Raw genomic sequence first — 17,587 nt, 5'->3', positions numbered from 1 at the left:
GTGAATAGAGCGCGTTGGATTATCTGGAATGAACCGATGAGCGAGAAAGTCTGATGGATAAACGACCAAGAATTATTCTGACATCTCAAGACCTGGACCGCCTGGAGGCGCTGCTTGATACGCTGCCGGCAGGCAGCTTTCCGGGCAAATCCGAGCTACAGGCGGAACTCGATCGCGCCGAGGTGGTTTCACCAGAGGCAGTATCGCCAGACGTGGTCACCATGAACAGCAAGGTGCGTTTTGCCCTGGAATCCGGAGAAGAGTTCTGTTTGACACTGGTGTATCCGAAGGACATGGATGGCAGCGCCGAACGTATCTCCATACTCGCACCAGTCGGCAGCGCGTTGCTGGGGCTGTCCGTGGGTGAACACATAGAATGGCCCCGACCGGGAGGTGGCATGATGAAGGTACAGCTCGTGGAAGTCATCTACCAGCCCGAAAGAGCCGGCGAATTTCATCGCTAGGAGACAATTCCAGCCTGACCATGGACCACATATCATTAGTTGGCGGCACTGAAGCATCTGTTGATCGGCGTCATGGTCCACCGGGCATCTTCTGCTTCAGCATATAACGTATACCCGACAGGCCGTACTTAGCCTGATTGCGGGTTGGCTCATCGTCTATGTACTGCGCGATTGACTATTTCAAACCAGTCTCGATGACTGGCTAAACAGGCAGGTGCGTCGCTATGAATGAAATTCGGAATATCCTCCTGGTTGTTGACGGAAAATACAATACTGAGGCATTGGTCGGCGAGGTTACCACTGTCGCCACTGACGCCGGTTCACAGGTCACGCTGCTGAGTGTTCTGGACACACCACCCGGCCATCATACGCTCACTGCAGAATCGGTTGATCTACACCAGTGGGTGGAAGAAGATCACCTGAAACAGATGAAAGAGATCGCCGCGAAACTCACCCAAGGCGGTGTCCAGGTAACAATGAAGCAGTGTAGTGGAAAACCCTACCAGGAGATCATTCGTGAAGCGGTCAGGGGGGATTATGACCTGATAATAAAACCCTCCGAGTATGAGAGCAGGGTTAAGAATATTCTCTTTGGGGGTACGGATATGCAGCTTTTCCGCATGTGCCCCAAGCCCATCTGGGCATTCAAACCGACCAGCAACACGGAGTTGCGAAAAATAATGGTAGCTGTCGATCTGCTGCCGGATGACCCGGAAAAAACCGCCCTTGCCGACAGGGTGCTCCAGTGGGGCAAGCACGTCTCCGGTCTGGTCGGCGCCCCGCTTGACGTGGTTCATATATGGGATCTCTATGGGGAAACGACACTACGCGGCAGGTCGGTTTCCGCCTATACAGTTGACAGGCTGGCGCAAAAGGAGGAGCAAAAGCATCGCCAGTGGCTGGATGATGCACTTGCAAAAAATGGCTTGGTGCAGGAAGAGGTACGGATACATTTCCATAAAGGAGATGCGGAAAAATTGATCCCTGATATAGCGAATACCATGGAAACGGATTTGTTAGTAATCGGCACCGTGGGTCGGACGGGGATACCCGGCTTTTTTATTGGTAATACCGCAGATTCCGTTCTACGCCAGATCTCCTGCTCAGTTCTTGCGATCAAGCCAGAAGGATTTTTGACCCCGGTCAAGCTGGATTAGTGGCTTCACCTAATGCCTGGCAGATGGACGGTCTCACTTCATGCAGTCGCGTACCCGCGATAACCGCCTGTCTAACTACAGCGACGGGTACGGGTTTAATTACATTACTTTGCTGATATACCCGAGCGAAGCCGACCGGGAGGCATCGCAACTCACAATATCCGTTTTACGGTCGTACTTGCGTCACTCACTCCGGGAAGCGAAATGATCTGTATTGTTGGTGGTTTACCGCATTCGTGAAAAACACAGAGCAGAACGACATCAAGATATCCTATTCGGGGTGTTGCTATTGACCACCCGGTCCTGGATAGTTGATAAGATAACCAGCTTGTTCAACCACCGGCAGATCAGACCGTACCCCGCCCAGACCGGCGGCAAGCCCCCGCACGACACAAAGAAGCCTGGAGCGAACCCGGTCTTGCAGCCGATTAATTTTCAAAAAAACAGACAACATCAAAAGAATTGACCGGATCATCGCCTTCTCTGCAATCCCATTGACCGGTATCATCAGGGTCTGTTTTCAAGAACCGGTGATTTTGTGCATCTGGATACTTTCATTTTTTCCGCCCTGTTGCTGCTGGCCGTCACATCGGTAGCGGTAACACTGTTCCGCCATCTGGGTCTGGGATCGATACTGGGGCTGCTGATCGCAGGGGTGGTGGTAGGGCCCCACTCGCCCGGCCCCTATGTCACGGCCCATGTAGAGGATGTGCGCCATTTCACCGAACTGGGGGTGGTGCTGCTGATGTTCGTCATCGGCCTGGAGATGCGCCCTACCCGGCTCTGGTCGATGCGGCGCTACCTGTTCGGCCTCGGTTCCCTGCAAATCCTGCTGGTGGGCCTGGCGATTACACTCTATGTCTCTATCGGTGTGAAGTCATGGCAAACCGCACTGCTGATCGGCCTTACCCTGTCACTCTCATCCACCGCCTTTGTGATGCAACTGCTGCAGGAACGGGGGGAACTGGCCAGTAAGCATGGCAGCGGCACCTTTGCCATCCTGCTGATGCAGGATCTGGCGGTGGTACCGCTGCTGGCCCTGGTGGCACTGCTGTCGAACAATACAGCGATCTCATCCAGCATACCGCTGTGGCAGCAGTTGCTGATTCTGGCCGGAATCTTTGCTGTGCTCTGGATATTCGGCCTGAAGATCGTGCCCATGGCACTGGAGTGGCTGGCGCGCCACGACAACCGGGAAGCCTTTCTGCTGGTTGTCTTGCTCGCCGTATTCTTTGCCGCCTGGATGATGCACCGGGCCGGACTCTCCATGGCGCTGGGCGCCTTTATCATGGGCATGCTGCTCTCCGGCTCCAGCTACAACATGCAGATACGCGCCTTCATCGAGCCCTACAAGGGCTTACTGATGAGTCTGTTCTTCGTCGCCGTGGGCATGTCCATTGATCTGGGAGCGCTGACCGAACGCCCGCTGCTGTTTATCGGGCATACAGTGGTTCTGATCAGTATCAAGCTGTTGGTGCTGTTCCCGCTGGCCATTGCCTTTGGCTACAGCCGGGGAGAAGCCACCCGTATTACCTTTCTGCTAGCCCAGGCCGGCGAATTCGGTTTTGTGCTGTTCGGCTCGGCACTGGCACTCAAGGTAATCGATGAGGAAATATTCATCATGTCAGTGGCGGTGATCTCCCTCAGCATGATGTTCACCCCACTGTTGATCCGTCTCGGTGATTGGCTGGCCCGGTATCTGGAGAAAAGCTCCCACGGATCGAGTGCACCCTCCAGGGAAGGGTTGGAACTTGAGGAGAGAAGTGTGCTGATTGGCGGCTATGGGCGCGTCGGTCACACAGTGGCGACGCTGTTACAAACCAGCGGTATACCCTTTATCGCCTTTGACACCAATCCGGCACACGTCAAGCGCGGGACGGCCAATGGACACCCGGTACTCTATGGCGACATCTCCGATCCCGAACTTCTGGCAGCCGCCCATGCGGAACGCTCATCCCTGGTGGTACTCACCATCGACCATGGTCCGACCGTGATGCGCGCGGTTTCCCACTTCCGAAACACCTATCCCCGCATACCGGTCATTGCCCGCGCCCGGGATCTGGAAGCCAGCGGCCAGCTGCTCAAGGCGGGGGCTACCCAGGCATTTCCCGAGGCGATTGAGGCCAGTCTCAGACTCGGTGCAGAGGCATTGAAAATGGTCGGTGCCTCCGAGGACAATGTGCAGTTGTTAATGGATGGAATCAGAAGCGGTGGATACCAGATGGTCCAGCAGGAGAAGAAGGTTAACCCGTCCCCCGGCAAGGTTGGGTAATGGTGAACCTAAAAACAGGGGTGGTTGATAGTGAACTACCCCAGGCTTGACTCAAGAGTCACGGCGCACTTTTTTTGACGTAATAATGGCGTAATCTCATCGGCCGGCAGCGGACGACTGCAGTAATAACCCTGAATCTCATCACACCCCTGGTCATGCAGAAAAAGGATCTGTTCCAGGGTCTCGACACCCTCGGCAATCACCTGGAGCCCCAGGGATTTGGCCAGCACAATCACAGCATTGGCAATGGCGGCATCTTCCTCATTATCCGGCAGATCGGAGACGAAGGCCCGGTCCACCTTGAGCTTGTCCAGAGGGAATCGTTTCAGGTAACTGAGTGATGAGTAGCCGGTTCCAAAATCATCGATGGCCAGGTAGACACCAAGCTCTTTCAGGGACGCCAGCAACTGGATGGAACTGTCGGCATCCTGCATCACCATGCTTTCGGTAATCTCCAGTTCCAGATTGGCTGCATCAACCCCGGATCGTTGCAGAACCGACGCGACCATCGCCACAATGTTACTGTTAAACTGACGCGCCGACAGATTGACCGCCATACGGAATTCGCTGTCTACCACATCGCCCCAGGCCCGGTATTGTAGACAGGCCTGCTCCAGCACCCATTCACCGATCTGATTGATCAGACCGCTCTCTTCGGCAATCGGAATAAAGCGAACCGGAGAGACAGCACCAAGCACCGAATGATGCCAGCGCAATAACGCCTCCACGCCGATGATCTTGCCATCCTCCAGCCGCACCTGGGGCTGGTAGTAGACCTCCAGCTCATTTCGCTCGATAGCGTAACGCAGACCGTTTTCCAGGAACAGCCGCTCATCGGCTCCGGCGTTCATCTCCGGCAGGAAAAACTGGTAGTTATTGCGGCCCCGCTCTTTTGCGCGGTACATGGCGATATCGGCATGCTTTATCAGCGAGGCGATGTCTGTACCGTCATTGGGATATATGCTGATTCCGATACTTGCACCAATAAAGGCTTCACTTCCTTCAAGACTGAACGAGCGACCCAGACGTTGAATCAGTTTCTGTGCAATATGGCTGGCCTGGACCTGATCGATATTTTCCAGGATGAGGGCAAACTCATCACCGCCGAGCCGGGCCACCGTGTCGCTCTCCCGGACGCACTCCTGCAATCTGCCGGCAACCTGTTTCAGCAGCAGATCACCCGCCTTGTGACCAAGACTGTCATTTACGGTTTTAAATCGGTCCAGATCAATATACATCAGGGAAACGCTGCTGTTGTTCCGCCGGGACTGACGCAAGGCCTGTTCCAGGCGATCTCCAAACAGACTACGGTTGGCCAACTGGGTCAACGAATCATAATAGGCAAGACGCGCAATACGCTGTTCCGCCTCTTTTTTCTCGGTAGTGTCATAGAATACACCGACATAATTGATCAATTGACCCTGATAATCATACACAGTGCTGATAGTCAGCCACTCCGTAAACAACTCCCCATTCTTGCGCCGGTCGATCATCTCACCCTGCCAATGACCGGTATCATTCAGACTGCGCCACATTTCACTGTAATAGTCAGCATCATGCCAGCCGGAGCTGAGTACTTTTGGTGTTTTACCGACGACCTCCTGCGCACTGTATCCCGTGATGCTGGTAAAAGCGGGATTGACTTCAAGAATTTTCAAATGCGGATCGGTGATCGTTATACCTTCGAGACTGTGTTCGAAAACGCTGGCCAACAGGCGCAAACGTTTCTCTGCCTGCTTGCGTTCGGTGATATCCAGGGCGGTTCCCCTGACAATTACAACATCACCCTCTCCATTACGGATAAACTCGCCTTCGCTCTGAACCACGCGTTCAGCGCCGTCTGACCGGATCAGCCGAAACTCGATATCAAATCTCGCCTGGCCGATTTTATGCTCATTGACCGCATTCATCACGGCAGCACGATCATCGGCATGAACATATTCCAGCAAAGCACTGTATGAGGGAGTAAACGCCTCGGGTGACAGGCCAAAGATGCGATACATCTGATCCGACCAGACAAACCTGTCCTTTTCGGTCTGCCACTCCCAGCCCCCCAGGCTTGCAATGCGTTGTGCATCAAGCAGGCTTTTCTCACGTTGACGAAGCGCCTCGGTTCGTTCCAGAACGCGCAACTCCAACTCTTCATTCAGATGAGCCAGTGCACGCTCCCTTTGTCCGACATCATTTGCTGCATGACGTAATGCATCTGCAAGTACTTCAAGCTCTATGCTGCCCGTATCGGGAATCTGGATATCATAATCACCGCTGGCGATCTGTCTGGCACTGTTGGCCAGGCTTTTCAACGGATGGGTAATTCGTTGCGAAAAATGCACGGTAAGCAACAGCACCACGAATCCGAGCGCACAGATGAGTAGAATGTTCTGCACCCGACTGCTTTTGTGGAAGGCGACTATCTGTTCATGAGGTATGGTGAGCATTAGTCCCAGATATCGACCTTCGTTCAGCGGATCAAAGGCAATACGCAGAAATTGCACTTTCCAGGTGTTATCTGCCGATGTGATATCCAGTTTATGCTCATTGATATATTGCTCCTCATTGAACAGACTCTTCAACGAAGGAAAGTCATCCTGCAGACGATAACGCCGCCCAGTATCAAATCCGAAGCGTTTATTGATATCAGGATGATAGAGATAATCCCCTTTCTCATTGGTCAGGTAAAAGCCCACACCATCCGGCAATTGTTGCTTTAGTCGAGCAAACAGGGAGTTCATCGTCCGGTTGATCACCAGCATGCCAAACAGCTCACCATTGCTATCAAATACCGGTTTGGCGATACGCAGGGTCGGCACATGTAAAGGGGTGATCTTCCCGAACTCCCGATTGAGATCCATATCAGACAGATAAAACTGATTCGGGGCGAGTTTAATCGTGGCCTGAAAATAGTCGCGCGCCTCCTTGGACTGCAACTGATCATCCGCTACCAGCATCACACCGTCACCATGCCGGTTCACCCGAACGATTTCCCGACCCCGATGGGCAATCCCAATAAAACGTATCTGTTCATACTCCGGATTTTTCTTGATAACGGCACTGAAGATCTGTCCAAGACGCGCCAGCCACATATCGACGGTGGAACTATCCACGGGGTCCACACCATTGGCCTGAACGCCACGTATGATACCCTGGACAGGTGGTGTCTCACTGATCAGGTCAATATCGCGTCGCAGATTCTCCAGTTGACGATATATATGATCACTGAGGAGCCGGGCGTCATTCTCCAGGGTGGATGATGCCTGCTGCATCGCATTCTGATACTGGGTCTGCTCATAGAGCATGGCAATCAATGCCGTCGCACCAAGCACCAGCGAGAGGATTACCAGGCTGAATTTGTTACCAAGACGGGAGAGCGGTTTCATTCGGTGAAATTTTGGGTGAACTTCTGCGTTGATTTTTTGTTGTGTCATGTAAGAACCACTTGCGAAGAAGTCATGGCCTGGAACTGCGGCCATTCACTTGGAAAGACCCGGTTAATTAGTCATCCAAGGATACAGCAGACGGATGGCGTTGCATAAGCGGTGACCGAGCCAATCCTGACCTCGTCCGGGAAATAATCATACTCAGCCGGTCTCATTCACAGTATCCGCACACCAGTCCCAGCGCAGCTCATCCTCATGACTGTCCAGGCAGCACGCCCGGCCGGCATCCTTGGCGCGGTACATCCTTGAATCCGCCAAGGCAAGCAGCTCCTTCCAGTGACGTATCTTGTCCTTGCGCAGCTCGGCCACGCCGATGCTCGCCGTCAACGGCGACCCATCCGGGCGTTTACCCAGCCCCGCTTGCATCAGCCTGCCAAGCACCACCCTGGCTTCGATGCAATCGGCTCCAGGAAAAATCAAAATAAACTCTTCCCCACCCCAGCGAATAACGGTATCGATTTTACGCAATGTCTCTCTGATCCTGTCACCGGTCTTCCGCAAGGCCATGTCGCCAGCCTGATGACCATGGGAGTCGTTGAGGGATTTGAAATGATCCAGATCGAAAAACGCCAGGGAGATATTTTCACCGCGAATCCTGGCCAGGCGAAATTGAAGCTCCATGGCTTCAATGCCTGCCCGGCGGGTCAGGGCACCGGTCAGCACGTCATAGCTCGCCTGACTGGTCAGGGAGATCATATAGCGAAGCTGGTTAAGTGAAGAAATCAGCGACACGCCCAGTATCAGGAGGAACAGCCAGACTGTTGAAATTGCCCCGTTCAACTCAACCGCGGTAACGGCAAATACGGAATAGAGTGTCAAAGCCAGCAGCGGCAGGGCGTAGAATCCAAACTCGATCAGGGTCAGCGGAAACAGGCTGAGGCCGGCAATAATAACAAATGGCAACAGGCGGTAAATATCGGCCGTTGCGCTCTGTATGCCGCTCAGCTCATATCCGGAAAGCATGGAATCGGCGACAAAGTAGAACATGTACGGCAGAAACAGCAGTGCTATCAACAATAGCCGCGCCCGCATCAGGCTGGCATCACGCCGGGTCTGCCAGGCAATAGCCAGAAAAACCGCTCCGGCAAAGAATCTCAATACTGCCAGTTCCACCCACAGGGGCCAGGGAAAAATCAGCCAGTCGACCAGCACCCAGGCCGGTGTCAGCACAGCAAATGTGGAGGCGAAAAAGAAGATGCGGTTAAGGAGCAACTCACCCCGGTGCTGCTGAATGGACAGGGTATGCCGATTACCACAAAGCAGCTCATACGCCTGATCCCAGGTGTGGACGCCAAATGCCGAGCAGATTGATTTAAGCGAATTGGCCAGAAATTTCATATTAGACAGGCAACCTTCCGTCCCTGAATCAGCCAACCAAGCCTTCAGGAGATATGGACACACATTCTCCTGGCGATTCTATTGGAAGAGTCGGCCTGTGAAATTGATCTGGATAAAGAAACCGCTTTCTCTGTATGAAGCCCCCTTCAGCGGCTGATCATGACAATCCCTTCAGGTTGATCTGTTCAGCCACCTCCCGCATGCCCAGGATGGTCTGGGTGATCAGCTCCCGCCTCTCCATTCCGAGCATGGCCGCCCCGCGATCGATAATGGCGCGATCCACCTTGGCCGCAAAACTTTTATCCTTCCACTTCTTGATAACCGATTTAGCCTCCAGATCCATAACGCTTTTTGAGGGACGCACCAGGGCGGTGGTGGTCACCAATCCAGTCAGTTCATCCGTGGCGTAAAGCACCTTTTCCATATCGCTGATGGGTTCAACATCGGTGCAGATACCCCAGCCATGACTGATCACGGCCCGTATATAGGATTCCGGCCACTGCTGTTCCCGCAGTATCTGTTCGGTTTTTATGCAGTGCTGCTCGGGAAATTGCTCGTAATCCAGATCATGTACCAATCCCACGATGCCCCACTGCTCCTCATCACCACCACGGTGACGGGCGAAATAGCGCATTACTGCTTCGACCGCCAGTCCATGTCTGATCAGGCTTTCGGTTTTGGTGTAGGTAGCCAACAACTGAAATGCCTCTTCCCTGCTCGGAATTCGCTCTTCCATCTTCACACTCCGGTTCCTGTTTACGCTCGATGGGTCTACTATTGCATTGACTCAATTGACCCATATCTTATCCGTCATGCAAACAAAGACCAAACCGACAGATATTATTCTGCACAATCAATCACGCACGCTCGAAGTGGTTTTTGACACCGGCGAGCGTTTCCATCTTCCCTGGGAGTATCTGCGGGTTTTCTCCCCGTCCAAGGAGGTGAGAGCCCGGTTCGGTAAAGACCGGATTCTGGTACTGGACAAGCAGGATGTGATACTCAAAGAGATCAAGCCGATCGGCAATTACGCCCTGAAACTCTATTTTGATGATGGCCACAACTCGGGGCTGTATGACTGGCGTTTTCTTTATGAGTTGGGTGTCAACCAGGCGCAGTACTGGCAGGAGCACCTCGACCGTGTAGCCAAACTGGATTAGGACCCGGACTGATAGACTAAATCACTCCCTGATGACTCCGGCCTGATTGAGCATACCCTGGGCTGCGCTGATACCACAGCGCTGATTCCCCGGCACCGCAACATCAATCTTTTGCGGTTTTTCCAAGTCCATACTATCCATGATGCGGATATAGCCCTCGCGGGTCTGATTGTTGCCCAGACGGGGATTGTGCCGTTTCTCTTCACCGATGGTGGAGGCGGTCATGCCGTTATAGTCATGGGCCGGATAAACCCGGATATTATCGGGCAGAACAAACAGCTTACCCATGATTGAGTCGTAGGCCTGCCCGGCATCACCGGACTGAAAATCGGTACGGCCGCTGCCACGAATCAGCAGCGTGTCACCGGTAAACACCCGATCAGCCGCCAGATAACAGATATCGGTATTGGTATGGCCCGGAGTATACAGCACCTTCAGGGTATTATCGCCAAACAGCACGTGGTCACCCTGTTTCAGCCAGACATCGGCACAGGAAACCTGCCCGTTCTCATGCACCGCGACATGGCAGTTGAAACGCTCCCGCAACATGCCGCCACCGGTGATGTGATCGGCATGGATATGGGTCTCCAGTGAATATCGAACAATCAATCCAAGCTCTTCTATTAATTGGATATCCCGCTCATACTGATCCAGCACCGGATCGATCATCACCGCCTCCAGGCTCTGCTTGTCCCAGAGCAGGTAACTGTAAGTGCTGGAAGTCTTATCAAAAAGCTGTCGCATCTGCATGGTTTGTCCTTCTCTCCCTTGCTGTTCCCTATAGGACTACAGATGATGCTGAATCGTTCGGGGATCAACCCACCGATTTTTGGGGTAATACAGGAACAGGGGCCGGCGTCACTCGTCACGCCGGCCCCATAAACCACGGTAAAAGCAGTCGCTACTGGCGAATCCCCTCAACAGAAAGAAACAGTTCCACCTCGCGTGAGGCCGGGCCCAGATCCATTGGTATCCCGAAATCCGCCAGGGTCAACCGGGTGGTTCCCTCAAAACCCCGGCGGTAGCCACCCCAGGGGTCCTTACCGGCACCAATCTGGGTGACATCGATAACAATCGGTTTGGTGATCCCGCGCAGGGTCAGATCGCCTTTCAATAATGCCGTGTTTTCGCCCGTCACTTCATAGCCGGTGCTGTTGAATGTCGCCGTCGTGAACTCATCAACCTTCAGGAAATCCTTGCCGCGCACATGTTTGTCCCGTTCGGCAAAATTGCTGTCCACGCTGGCGGGATTGACCGTTACTGAAACCGTTGATGCGGATGGATTGTTCTCGTCATAGTTGAAGCTCCCCTCAAACTCGTTAAAGCGTCCCAGCACCCAGCTGTAACCCAGATGGGAGATCTTGAACTGGACAAAGGCATGGGCCTTTTGGGTATCGATGACATAGCGCTCGGCCGATACCGGGGCGGCGAGTGCGATCCCGGCGATCGTCAGAAGTGAAACCAGCAGATGTTTTTTCATGTTGTCTCCTTGGAAATTGAATATGCGTGTCTTTGAATAAATCACTCTTATTATTACGAGCGCCGCGGCCTGCCGAGCATTCGCATCAGGGTAGCATCCCGATCAATGAAGTGATGCTTGAGCGCGGCCAGGCTGTGTACGCCGACCAGCGTCATCATGACGACCGCCAGCACCCAGTGAATCTCCCCTGCCACATCCTCCATATTGTCAATGGCCGGAAGCAGCGCCGGTAGCGTGAACCAGCCGAACACCTCGATACCGCGGCCGTCAGCAGTTGAGATGAGATAGCCGCTAATGGCAATGGCAAACAGCAGCAGGTAGAGCCCCCAATGGACCAGTTCAGCCGCGCGCCGCAGTATTCGGGGATCGTTGCCGACCGGCTCCGGCAGCGGACTGATGAGCCGCCAGAGTAATCGAAACAGCAGCAATACCACCATAACAATCCCAAGGCTGCGGTGCATATCCGGAGCCGCCTGATACCACGGATCGTAGTAATCGAGACTGGTCATGTAGAGGCCTAGCAGGAACAGACCAATGACCAGTAGCGCTATCAACCAGTGCAGTCCGATACTGATTACCCCATAAGCTTGTCGGGTGTTAGCAAACCTCATCCTCACTTCCTTTATCCCTTCGAGGCACACGCCCGATTCAGGCGGCATAACGGCCAATCTCTGCCTGGGCGCTTTCGATCCCCTGGCGACGCATTTCATCCCCCATATTGAGCCCTTCCGAATGGATAAAGTTCACCTGCTTAATGCCAAGGAAATTGAACAGGGTCTGCAGGTAGGGGGCCTGCTGATCAGTGCTGGCGCCACTGTGCATGCCACCGCGTGCGGTAATAATAAATACCGGTTTATCCGGCACCAGTCCGACCGCGCCCTTGTCCGTATAGGCGAAAGTGCGGCCAGCCATGACGATATGGTCGATGTAAGCCTTCAGCGTGGACGGGATGCCCAGGTTGTACATTGGCACACCCAGTACCACTGCATCCGCCGATAGGAATTCATCAATCAGCAGATTGATTCGATCCGCGATCCGCGTCATCTCGGGCGTATGTTGTTCCGGGGGACTCATCATGGCTGCCAACATGGCGTCATCCAGATGGGGCAGTGGTTTACTGACCAGGTCCCGTTCCATGACCTGATATTCGGGATGGTTGTCCACCCACTGACGGACAAACTGGGCGCTGAGTCTGCGTGAATCGGAGCCGGTCAGACGGGCACTGGTGTCGATGTGGAGTAGCCGTTTTCTGTTCATGTCACGCCCTCTCTTGGGAACTGGTCAACTTGGAGGAGAGCGTAGCATTGTCTCTATTTCATGATTAGATGGGTTTTTTCAAAAACTATGTTCCATATATGGAACAATAGCCCGAAATGGGGCGCAGTGAACCATAGGGACAGCACCTGATTAGTGGGGAAGATTGCTGAAATGCCGGTCCAGGAAAGTGATGAAGGCCCTGACCTTGGGGGTCAGATGCCGGGGTGACGGATAGACGGCATAAATCCCCCCCTCACGGACCCTCCAGTCATCCAGCACCGAGACCAGTTCGCCTGTGGCAATCAAGTCCTGGCAGTGCAGTTCCGGTAGCAGGCCAATACCTGCGCCCGTCAGGCAGACCCCACGAATGGCATTCAGGTTATTAATGCCAATTCGCCCGCTAATCTCCACCACCACCTCTCCTCGCGGCCGACTGAATTTGAGTGTTTCACTGCTGTGCTGCGCGGAGAACACGACGCAATCATGCTGCTTCAGATCCTCCGGGGAGCGGGGAATCCCCCTCTGTTTAAAATAGCCCGGTGTTGCGCAGACCAGCATCCGGTCGGTATAGAGCCGATGCGCCACCAGGGTGGAATCTTCCAGCACCCCGGCACGAATGGCCAGGTCAAACCCCTCACCCACCAGGTCCACGTAACGGTCGGAGATATCCACTTGCAATCGGATCTCCGGATACTGCTGCATAAACTCGCGGGTAACGGCCGACATAATGGAAATACCGATATCCACCGGCAGGGTGATACGCAACAGACCGCGCGGCTGCTCCTGACACTGGCTGATGGCGCGTTCCGCCTCCTCCGCCTCCGTCACCAGCCGGGCACAACGCTCGTAGTAGAGTGCACCCAGTTCCGTGGGCCGGACACTGCGTGTGGTTCGTTGCAGCAGACGTGCGCCCAACCGGCTTTCCAACTCACTGATCTTTCGGCTGACGGTCGATTTGGGCAGACCCAGGTTGGTTGCGGCGGCGGTAAAACCCTGCGCCTCCACCACTTTCACAAAGATCACCATTTCATTGAAATCCAGCATACATATCCGCCCTTCATCTGATACTGCCGTTTGGCAATACGGTAACGCATCCCGCAATTATTGCGCATTATTTTCGATTGCAACCGATGTTCCCATTTAACATCAGCTTGTATTGACTCACCGGGCAATGGCATAGTCCGGCTGATCTGCTGACAAATGGAAGGCATCAAACCTTGGACCCCAATCTCACCCGACGCCACCTGTTTCTCAGCATCCTGTTCCCCTTCGCGCTGGGTTATTACCTCTCCTATCTCGCCCGTGTAGTGAATGCGGTCCTGGCACCGGACCTGGTGGCGGAACTCTCACTGGGGGCCGACACCCTGGGACTGCTGACGGCATCCTATTTTTTTACCTTTGCCGCTGCCCAGCTTCCCCTGGGCATCCTGCTTGACCGCTACAGTCCACGAAAAATCGAATCCCTCCTGCTGCTGGTGGCTGCGGCGGGCGCACTGCTGTTCGCCCTGGGTGACAGTGCCGGCGATCTGATTATCGGACGAGGGTTAATCGGACTGGGCGTTTCGGCCTGCCTGATGGCCGCCTTCAAGACCTTCACCCTCTGGTTCGAGCCACAAAAACTGCCCTTGCTCAACGGGGTCATTCTCGCTTCCGGCGGCGTCGGGGCCATCACAGCCACAGCACCAGTCCAGGCCGCCCTCTCGATAACCGACTGGCGCGGTGTGTTCCTATTACTGGCCGCCCTGATGATTCTCTCATCGATTATCATTTTTCTGCTGGTACCGGACCATACCGAGGTCAGGCAACAGGAGACACTGAAAGCCCAATTGCAGGGCATGCGCGCCATATTTTCCGACCGATTCTTCTGGATGATCGCCCCCCTGACCATGCTGTCGCAGGCCACGTTCATCTCTATCCAGAGTCTCTGGGCCGGACCCTGGTTGCAGGACATTGGTGGACTGGAGCGTGCCGCCATGGCCGACAGCCTGTTTCTGGTGGCCACCGCCATGGTGGCCGGCTTCCTGGTGATGGGTACATTGGCAGAGCGGCTGTCGAGAATCGGCGTACCGCCCATCCTGCTCTCGGTCATCGGCATGCTGATCTTTCAAGGCATTCAGCTATTGATTATTATCGGTCCCTCACCCGCGTGGCTGTTTCCGGTCTGGATCGGCTTTGGATTCTTTGGCACCACCGGCATTGTGCAGTACGCGGTGCTTTCACAACACTATCCGCGCCACTTGGCCGGCAGGGTCAACACGGCGATGAACCTGCTGGTATTCGTCGCCATCTTTATTCTGCAGTACACCATCGGCGCCATTATCAATCTCTGGCCACAGACATCTCCCGGCCACTACCCCCAGATCGCCTACCAGGCGGCATTCGGTTTTGCGCTGCTGCTACAGGCATCCGCCATTATCTGGTTTGCCCGTGAGTATCGGCGCGGTCCGCGGCAAGATGACCCACACACGATGAGATCAACCTGACACGGTTGTGGCACCTTTTCGGCTGAATTAGGATAGACATGGATATTTAACCAATCAACAGCAGGGTTTTCGCCCGGGCGACTCAATGAAAACAAAACTTCGACTGCAGATCCGCTTTAATGACACAGTCATCGGACCGGGCAAGATCGCCCTGCTTCAGTCGGTGGCGGATAACGGCAGCATCTCCGGTGCCGGCAAGGCGTGTGGTATGACCTTCCGCCGTGCCTGGCAACTGATAGAGACCGTCCAGGAGGCGCTGGGTCAGTCACTGGTAAACACCACCGTTGGCGGCAAAGGCGGTGGCGGTGCATCGCTCACACCTTTTGCCGAGGCACTCATTGAGCATTACCGAAGACTGGAACGACAGGCGAATGAGTCGGCCGGGCCCCTGTTCAAACTGCTGAACGAGACAGAACAGAAAACCGCCGAATGATCAGATTGCAGTCTGCTGGATAAACTCCAGGGCGTTCTGGTCAGGATCACGGCAAAAAAGCGCCCTTCGCCCGGAGCGACTCAGACTGTAGTCAATGTCCATCCTGTCCAGGGCTTCGATCAACAGGTCCAGATTTTTCACCCGGCATGCCAAATGGCGGTCACGCCCGCCATGCGACGGCCTGCCGTTCAGCGGGTCGGGGTTAGGCAGTTCCAGGAGATGAATCTGTTGCTCTCCCACATTCAGCCAGGCACCCGGATAACCCAGATCGGGACGTGTATTATCAAGCGTAAGCCCCAATACCCCCTGGTAAAAATCAAGCGCCCGCGCCGTATCGGCCACGATCAGGCTGACGTGATGAAAACCTGTTACCAGACTCGACATCTCTGACACTCCTTACTTCTGCCATATCAGGCGATCTGTTTACAGTGGGTCTCGCGGGTAAACAGGATCAGCACCAGCGCCAGTGCAAGCCACGCCAGCATCAGGCTGAAGCCGTTGCGGTACGCCTCCAGGCCATAAATCCTTGCCCCGTTATCCATGCTCCCGGACCAGTTCCTATCCAGCAACCAGCCCACGGCCGGTTGCAGCAGCATGGGTCCGATCATCACCCCCATATTGACCAGTCCCGAAGCAGTTCCGGCAAGACGGGCAGGCGCGGACTCGCGGGCAAAGGCGAAGCCGATAATCATATTACCGCTAAAGAAACCGACCACAATCAACAGCAACACCAGCAGCCAGACCGGCAGGCCCGGTACCAGGACCACCACACACCAACCCGCCAGTTGAACCACGCAGCCCAGCAGATAAAGCGGTTTGCGATGCCCAAGATGATCCGACAGCCAGCCGAACACCGGCCCGCCAATCGCCCAGGAGACCAGTAGTGCCGAGCAGATGGCGGCGGCGGTCGTCTTCTCCAGCCCATAGTGGGTGGTGAGAAACGGCACGCCCCAGAGTCCGGCAAAGGTCAGCACACTGCCAACCCCGGCTCCCGGGATGAAATAGAGCAGCCAGGTATTGCGATACCCCAGCACTGCCCGGATACCGGCCATCACGCCCTTGTCTTGATGGCCGGCTTGATCATCATGGGCGATAGCATGACTGGCATAACCCTTCTCCGTCGGGTCATCCCGGACCAGCAGCCAGATAGCCAGGGCGACGATAAAGGCCACCACAGCAGAGACCAGCATCACCGGACGCCAGCCAAAGGCATCCACCAGCAAACGCAGCGGCACCCCGGCAAACACCGCGCCCACCACACCACAGAACAGTGCCATGCCGGAAGCCAGCGAATACTGCTTGGGCGGCAACCAGTGCCCCGCCAGCTTCAGCATGCCGACGAAGGCCACTGCCACCGAACCGCCAATCAACAGTCGGCCCAGATTGGCCCACAACGCATCCGGCGCCATGGCAAACAGCAGCGTCCCCAGGCCCGCAATGGACGCCCCGCTGGCCAGCAGGCGCCGGGGCCCCCAATGATCCGCCAGCAGCCCGGTCGGCACCTGCATGGCCACATAGCTGTAAAAATAGAACGCAGACAGATTACCCAACGCGGTCGCATTGAGTTGGAAATCAGTCATCAACTCGGTGGTCATTACGCCGGGAGCCACCCGCTGATAAAAACCGATCAGGTAGAGTGCGGCACCAAGGCCCCAGATCATCCAGGCCAGGCGCAGTGGTGGAAAGGCTACAGCGTTCATGAATTATCCCAGTTGACGTTTACGTCACTATAGCCTGAGTTGTGGGAGGAAAAAACCCGACGGATGCGGCTGCTATTGCACCACCATCATCACAACAGCGACCAATCGGTTACAAACGCAATTAATTTAACAGGAAACGGGCCGAAGACAGACCGCGGAGGCGAAAGGGAAACACTGTCCCCGGGAGCAGGCAGACCCTGTCTACCTGCCGTGGTCAGTTCAGTTATCCCGGTCCCAAACCTGGTAATCCCTTCTCTTTTTACAATGTTCAAAAACCTCGGGCGGACAATCCAGCCTGTCGCAGATAAATTCGCAACGTGCACTGTCCTTTGGAACATCGTTAATCAATGAGGCAAATAGATTACGCAGAAAGGCGCTGATTTTTGTGACCATCATTTGGATACTC

At 54.8% G+C, this 17,587-nt stretch carries 17 protein-coding genes; 6 read left to right on the top strand and 11 right to left on the bottom strand.

The features are described from left to right. Window positions 1-53: 53 nt before the first annotated feature. Complete coding sequence (gene rnk / locus A3GO_RS0120455) at window positions 54-464, top strand: nucleoside diphosphate kinase regulator (RefSeq protein WP_029134976.1); 411 nt, start codon at window positions 54-56, stop codon at window positions 462-464. A gap of 224 nt (window positions 465-688) precedes the next feature. Continuing rightward, window positions 689-1,621: a universal stress protein gene (locus A3GO_RS0120450; RefSeq protein ID WP_029134975.1), complete on the top strand. Its 933-nt coding sequence runs from the start codon at window positions 689-691 to the stop codon at window positions 1,619-1,621. Between the two features lie 286 nt (window positions 1,622-1,907). Here the strand turns inward: A3GO_RS0120450 and A3GO_RS26305 are convergent, their stop codons facing one another. Beyond that, a complete protein-coding gene (locus A3GO_RS26305; protein ID WP_157606892.1) occupies window positions 1,908-2,129 on the bottom strand; it encodes a hypothetical protein in 222 nt (73 codons plus the stop codon). A 30-nt stretch (window positions 2,130-2,159) separates the two neighbouring features. Here A3GO_RS26305 and A3GO_RS0120445 point away from each other — a divergent pair, with 30 nt between their 5' ends. Beyond that, window positions 2,160-3,893, top strand: coding sequence for a cation:proton antiporter domain-containing protein (locus A3GO_RS0120445; RefSeq protein ID WP_029134974.1), 1,734 nt, complete (start codon window positions 2,160-2,162; stop codon window positions 3,891-3,893). Between the two features lie 35 nt (window positions 3,894-3,928). Here A3GO_RS0120445 and A3GO_RS25535 read toward each other — a convergent pair whose 3' ends face one another. The 3 genes from A3GO_RS25535 to A3GO_RS0120430 all read right to left on the bottom strand — a co-directional run bounded on the left by A3GO_RS25535 (window position 3,929) and on the right by A3GO_RS0120430 (window position 9,404). After that, on the bottom strand, window positions 3,929-7,318 hold the full coding sequence (locus tag A3GO_RS25535; protein ID WP_169720432.1) for a bifunctional diguanylate cyclase/phosphodiesterase: 3,390 nt from the start codon (window positions 7,316-7,318) through the stop codon (window positions 3,929-3,931). A gap of 153 nt (window positions 7,319-7,471) precedes the next feature. Next, window positions 7,472-8,668, bottom strand: a complete 1,197-nt coding sequence (locus tag A3GO_RS24850) for a GGDEF domain-containing protein (RefSeq protein ID WP_051302728.1) — start codon at window positions 8,666-8,668, stop codon at window positions 7,472-7,474. A 157-nt stretch (window positions 8,669-8,825) separates the two neighbouring features. Next, complete coding sequence (locus A3GO_RS0120430) at window positions 8,826-9,404, bottom strand: hydrolase (RefSeq protein WP_029134973.1); 579 nt, start codon at window positions 9,402-9,404, stop codon at window positions 8,826-8,828. A gap of 76 nt (window positions 9,405-9,480) precedes the next feature. Between A3GO_RS0120430 and A3GO_RS0120425 the strand changes: the two genes are divergently transcribed. Then, window positions 9,481-9,828, top strand: coding sequence for a gamma-butyrobetaine hydroxylase family protein (locus A3GO_RS0120425; protein ID WP_037376202.1), 348 nt, complete (start codon window positions 9,481-9,483; stop codon window positions 9,826-9,828). A 21-nt stretch (window positions 9,829-9,849) separates the two neighbouring features. On the opposite strand, the gene A3GO_RS0120420 is transcribed toward A3GO_RS0120425, so the two are convergent. The 5 genes from A3GO_RS0120420 to A3GO_RS0120400 all read right to left on the bottom strand — a co-directional run bounded on the left by A3GO_RS0120420 (window position 9,850) and on the right by A3GO_RS0120400 (window position 13,609). Beyond that, the gene (locus A3GO_RS0120420) at window positions 9,850-10,578 is read right to left on the bottom strand and encodes an MBL fold metallo-hydrolase (protein ID WP_029134971.1); all 729 of its coding nucleotides are present in this window, start codon (window positions 10,576-10,578) and stop codon (window positions 9,850-9,852) included. Window positions 10,579-10,729: 151 nt separating this feature from the next. Next, window positions 10,730-11,308: a YceI family protein gene (locus A3GO_RS0120415; protein ID WP_029134970.1), complete on the bottom strand. Its 579-nt coding sequence runs from the start codon at window positions 11,306-11,308 to the stop codon at window positions 10,730-10,732. A 53-nt stretch (window positions 11,309-11,361) separates the two neighbouring features. Continuing rightward, a complete protein-coding gene (locus A3GO_RS0120410; protein WP_029134969.1) occupies window positions 11,362-11,919 on the bottom strand; it encodes a cytochrome b in 558 nt (185 codons plus the stop codon). A 37-nt stretch (window positions 11,920-11,956) separates the two neighbouring features. Beyond that, window positions 11,957-12,565, bottom strand: coding sequence for an FMN-dependent NADH-azoreductase (locus A3GO_RS0120405; protein ID WP_029134968.1), 609 nt, complete (start codon window positions 12,563-12,565; stop codon window positions 11,957-11,959). 150 nt (window positions 12,566-12,715) lie between these two features. Beyond that, window positions 12,716-13,609, bottom strand: coding sequence for a LysR family transcriptional regulator (locus A3GO_RS0120400; RefSeq protein ID WP_051302725.1), 894 nt, complete (start codon window positions 13,607-13,609; stop codon window positions 12,716-12,718). Window positions 13,610-13,782: 173 nt separating this feature from the next. Here A3GO_RS0120400 and A3GO_RS24845 point away from each other — a divergent pair, with 173 nt between their 5' ends. Beyond that, the gene (locus tag A3GO_RS24845; protein WP_051302723.1) at window positions 13,783-15,048 is read left to right on the top strand and encodes an MFS transporter; all 1,266 of its coding nucleotides are present in this window, start codon (window positions 13,783-13,785) and stop codon (window positions 15,046-15,048) included. Window positions 15,049-15,133: 85 nt separating this feature from the next. Continuing rightward, window positions 15,134-15,481, top strand: coding sequence for a winged helix-turn-helix domain-containing protein (locus A3GO_RS0120390; RefSeq protein WP_029134966.1), 348 nt, complete (start codon window positions 15,134-15,136; stop codon window positions 15,479-15,481). On the opposite strand, the gene A3GO_RS0120385 is transcribed toward A3GO_RS0120390, so the two are convergent. Continuing rightward, the gene (locus tag A3GO_RS0120385; RefSeq protein WP_029134965.1) at window positions 15,482-15,865 is read right to left on the bottom strand and encodes a VOC family protein; all 384 of its coding nucleotides are present in this window, start codon (window positions 15,863-15,865) and stop codon (window positions 15,482-15,484) included. Window positions 15,866-15,891: 26 nt separating this feature from the next. After that, window positions 15,892-17,181: an MFS transporter gene (locus tag A3GO_RS0120380; protein ID WP_029134964.1), complete on the bottom strand. Its 1,290-nt coding sequence runs from the start codon at window positions 17,179-17,181 to the stop codon at window positions 15,892-15,894. Window positions 17,182-17,587: the final 406 nt, after the last annotated feature.

Origin of the sequence: Sedimenticola selenatireducens DSM 17993 (assembly GCF_000428045.1) — a bacterium.
In the GTDB taxonomy this organism is placed as follows: domain Bacteria; phylum Pseudomonadota; class Gammaproteobacteria; order Chromatiales; family Chromatiaceae; genus Sedimenticola; species Sedimenticola selenatireducens.
This window is presented reverse-complemented; position numbering and strand designations above follow the sequence as displayed.

What these genes read in the sequence shown, in the direction of transcription:
- A3GO_RS25535 (WP_169720432.1), bottom strand. Translation starts at nt 7,318, where the DNA reads ATGACACAACAAAAAATCAACGCAGAAGTTCACCCAAAATTTCACCGA.
- A3GO_RS0120450 (WP_029134975.1), top strand. Translation starts at nt 689, where the DNA reads ATGAATGAAATTCGGAATATCCTCCTGGTTGTTGACGGAAAATACAAT.
- A3GO_RS0120400 (WP_051302725.1), bottom strand. Translation starts at nt 13,609, where the DNA reads ATGCTGGATTTCAATGAAATGGTGATCTTTGTGAAAGTGGTGGAGGCG.
- A3GO_RS0120415 (WP_029134970.1), bottom strand. Translation starts at nt 11,308, where the DNA reads ATGAAAAAACATCTGCTGGTTTCACTTCTGACGATCGCCGGGATCGCA.
- A3GO_RS0120410 (WP_029134969.1), bottom strand. Translation starts at nt 11,919, where the DNA reads ATGAGGTTTGCTAACACCCGACAAGCTTATGGGGTAATCAGTATCGGA.
- A3GO_RS0120380 (WP_029134964.1), bottom strand. Translation starts at nt 17,181, where the DNA reads ATGAACGCTGTAGCCTTTCCACCACTGCGCCTGGCCTGGATGATCTGG.
- A3GO_RS0120420 (WP_029134971.1), bottom strand. Translation starts at nt 10,578, where the DNA reads ATGCAGATGCGACAGCTTTTTGATAAGACTTCCAGCACTTACAGTTAC.
- A3GO_RS26305 (WP_157606892.1), bottom strand. Translation starts at nt 2,129, where the DNA reads ATGATACCGGTCAATGGGATTGCAGAGAAGGCGATGATCCGGTCAATT.
- A3GO_RS24850 (WP_051302728.1), bottom strand. Translation starts at nt 8,668, where the DNA reads ATGAAATTTCTGGCCAATTCGCTTAAATCAATCTGCTCGGCATTTGGC.
- A3GO_RS0120405 (WP_029134968.1), bottom strand. Translation starts at nt 12,565, where the DNA reads ATGAACAGAAAACGGCTACTCCACATCGACACCAGTGCCCGTCTGACC.
- A3GO_RS0120430 (WP_029134973.1), bottom strand. Translation starts at nt 9,404, where the DNA reads ATGGAAGAGCGAATTCCGAGCAGGGAAGAGGCATTTCAGTTGTTGGCT.
- rnk (WP_029134976.1), top strand. Translation starts at nt 54, where the DNA reads ATGGATAAACGACCAAGAATTATTCTGACATCTCAAGACCTGGACCGC.
- A3GO_RS0120385 (WP_029134965.1), bottom strand. Translation starts at nt 15,865, where the DNA reads ATGTCGAGTCTGGTAACAGGTTTTCATCACGTCAGCCTGATCGTGGCC.
- A3GO_RS0120425 (WP_037376202.1), top strand. Translation starts at nt 9,481, where the DNA reads ATGCAAACAAAGACCAAACCGACAGATATTATTCTGCACAATCAATCA.
- A3GO_RS0120390 (WP_029134966.1), top strand. Translation starts at nt 15,134, where the DNA reads ATGAAAACAAAACTTCGACTGCAGATCCGCTTTAATGACACAGTCATC.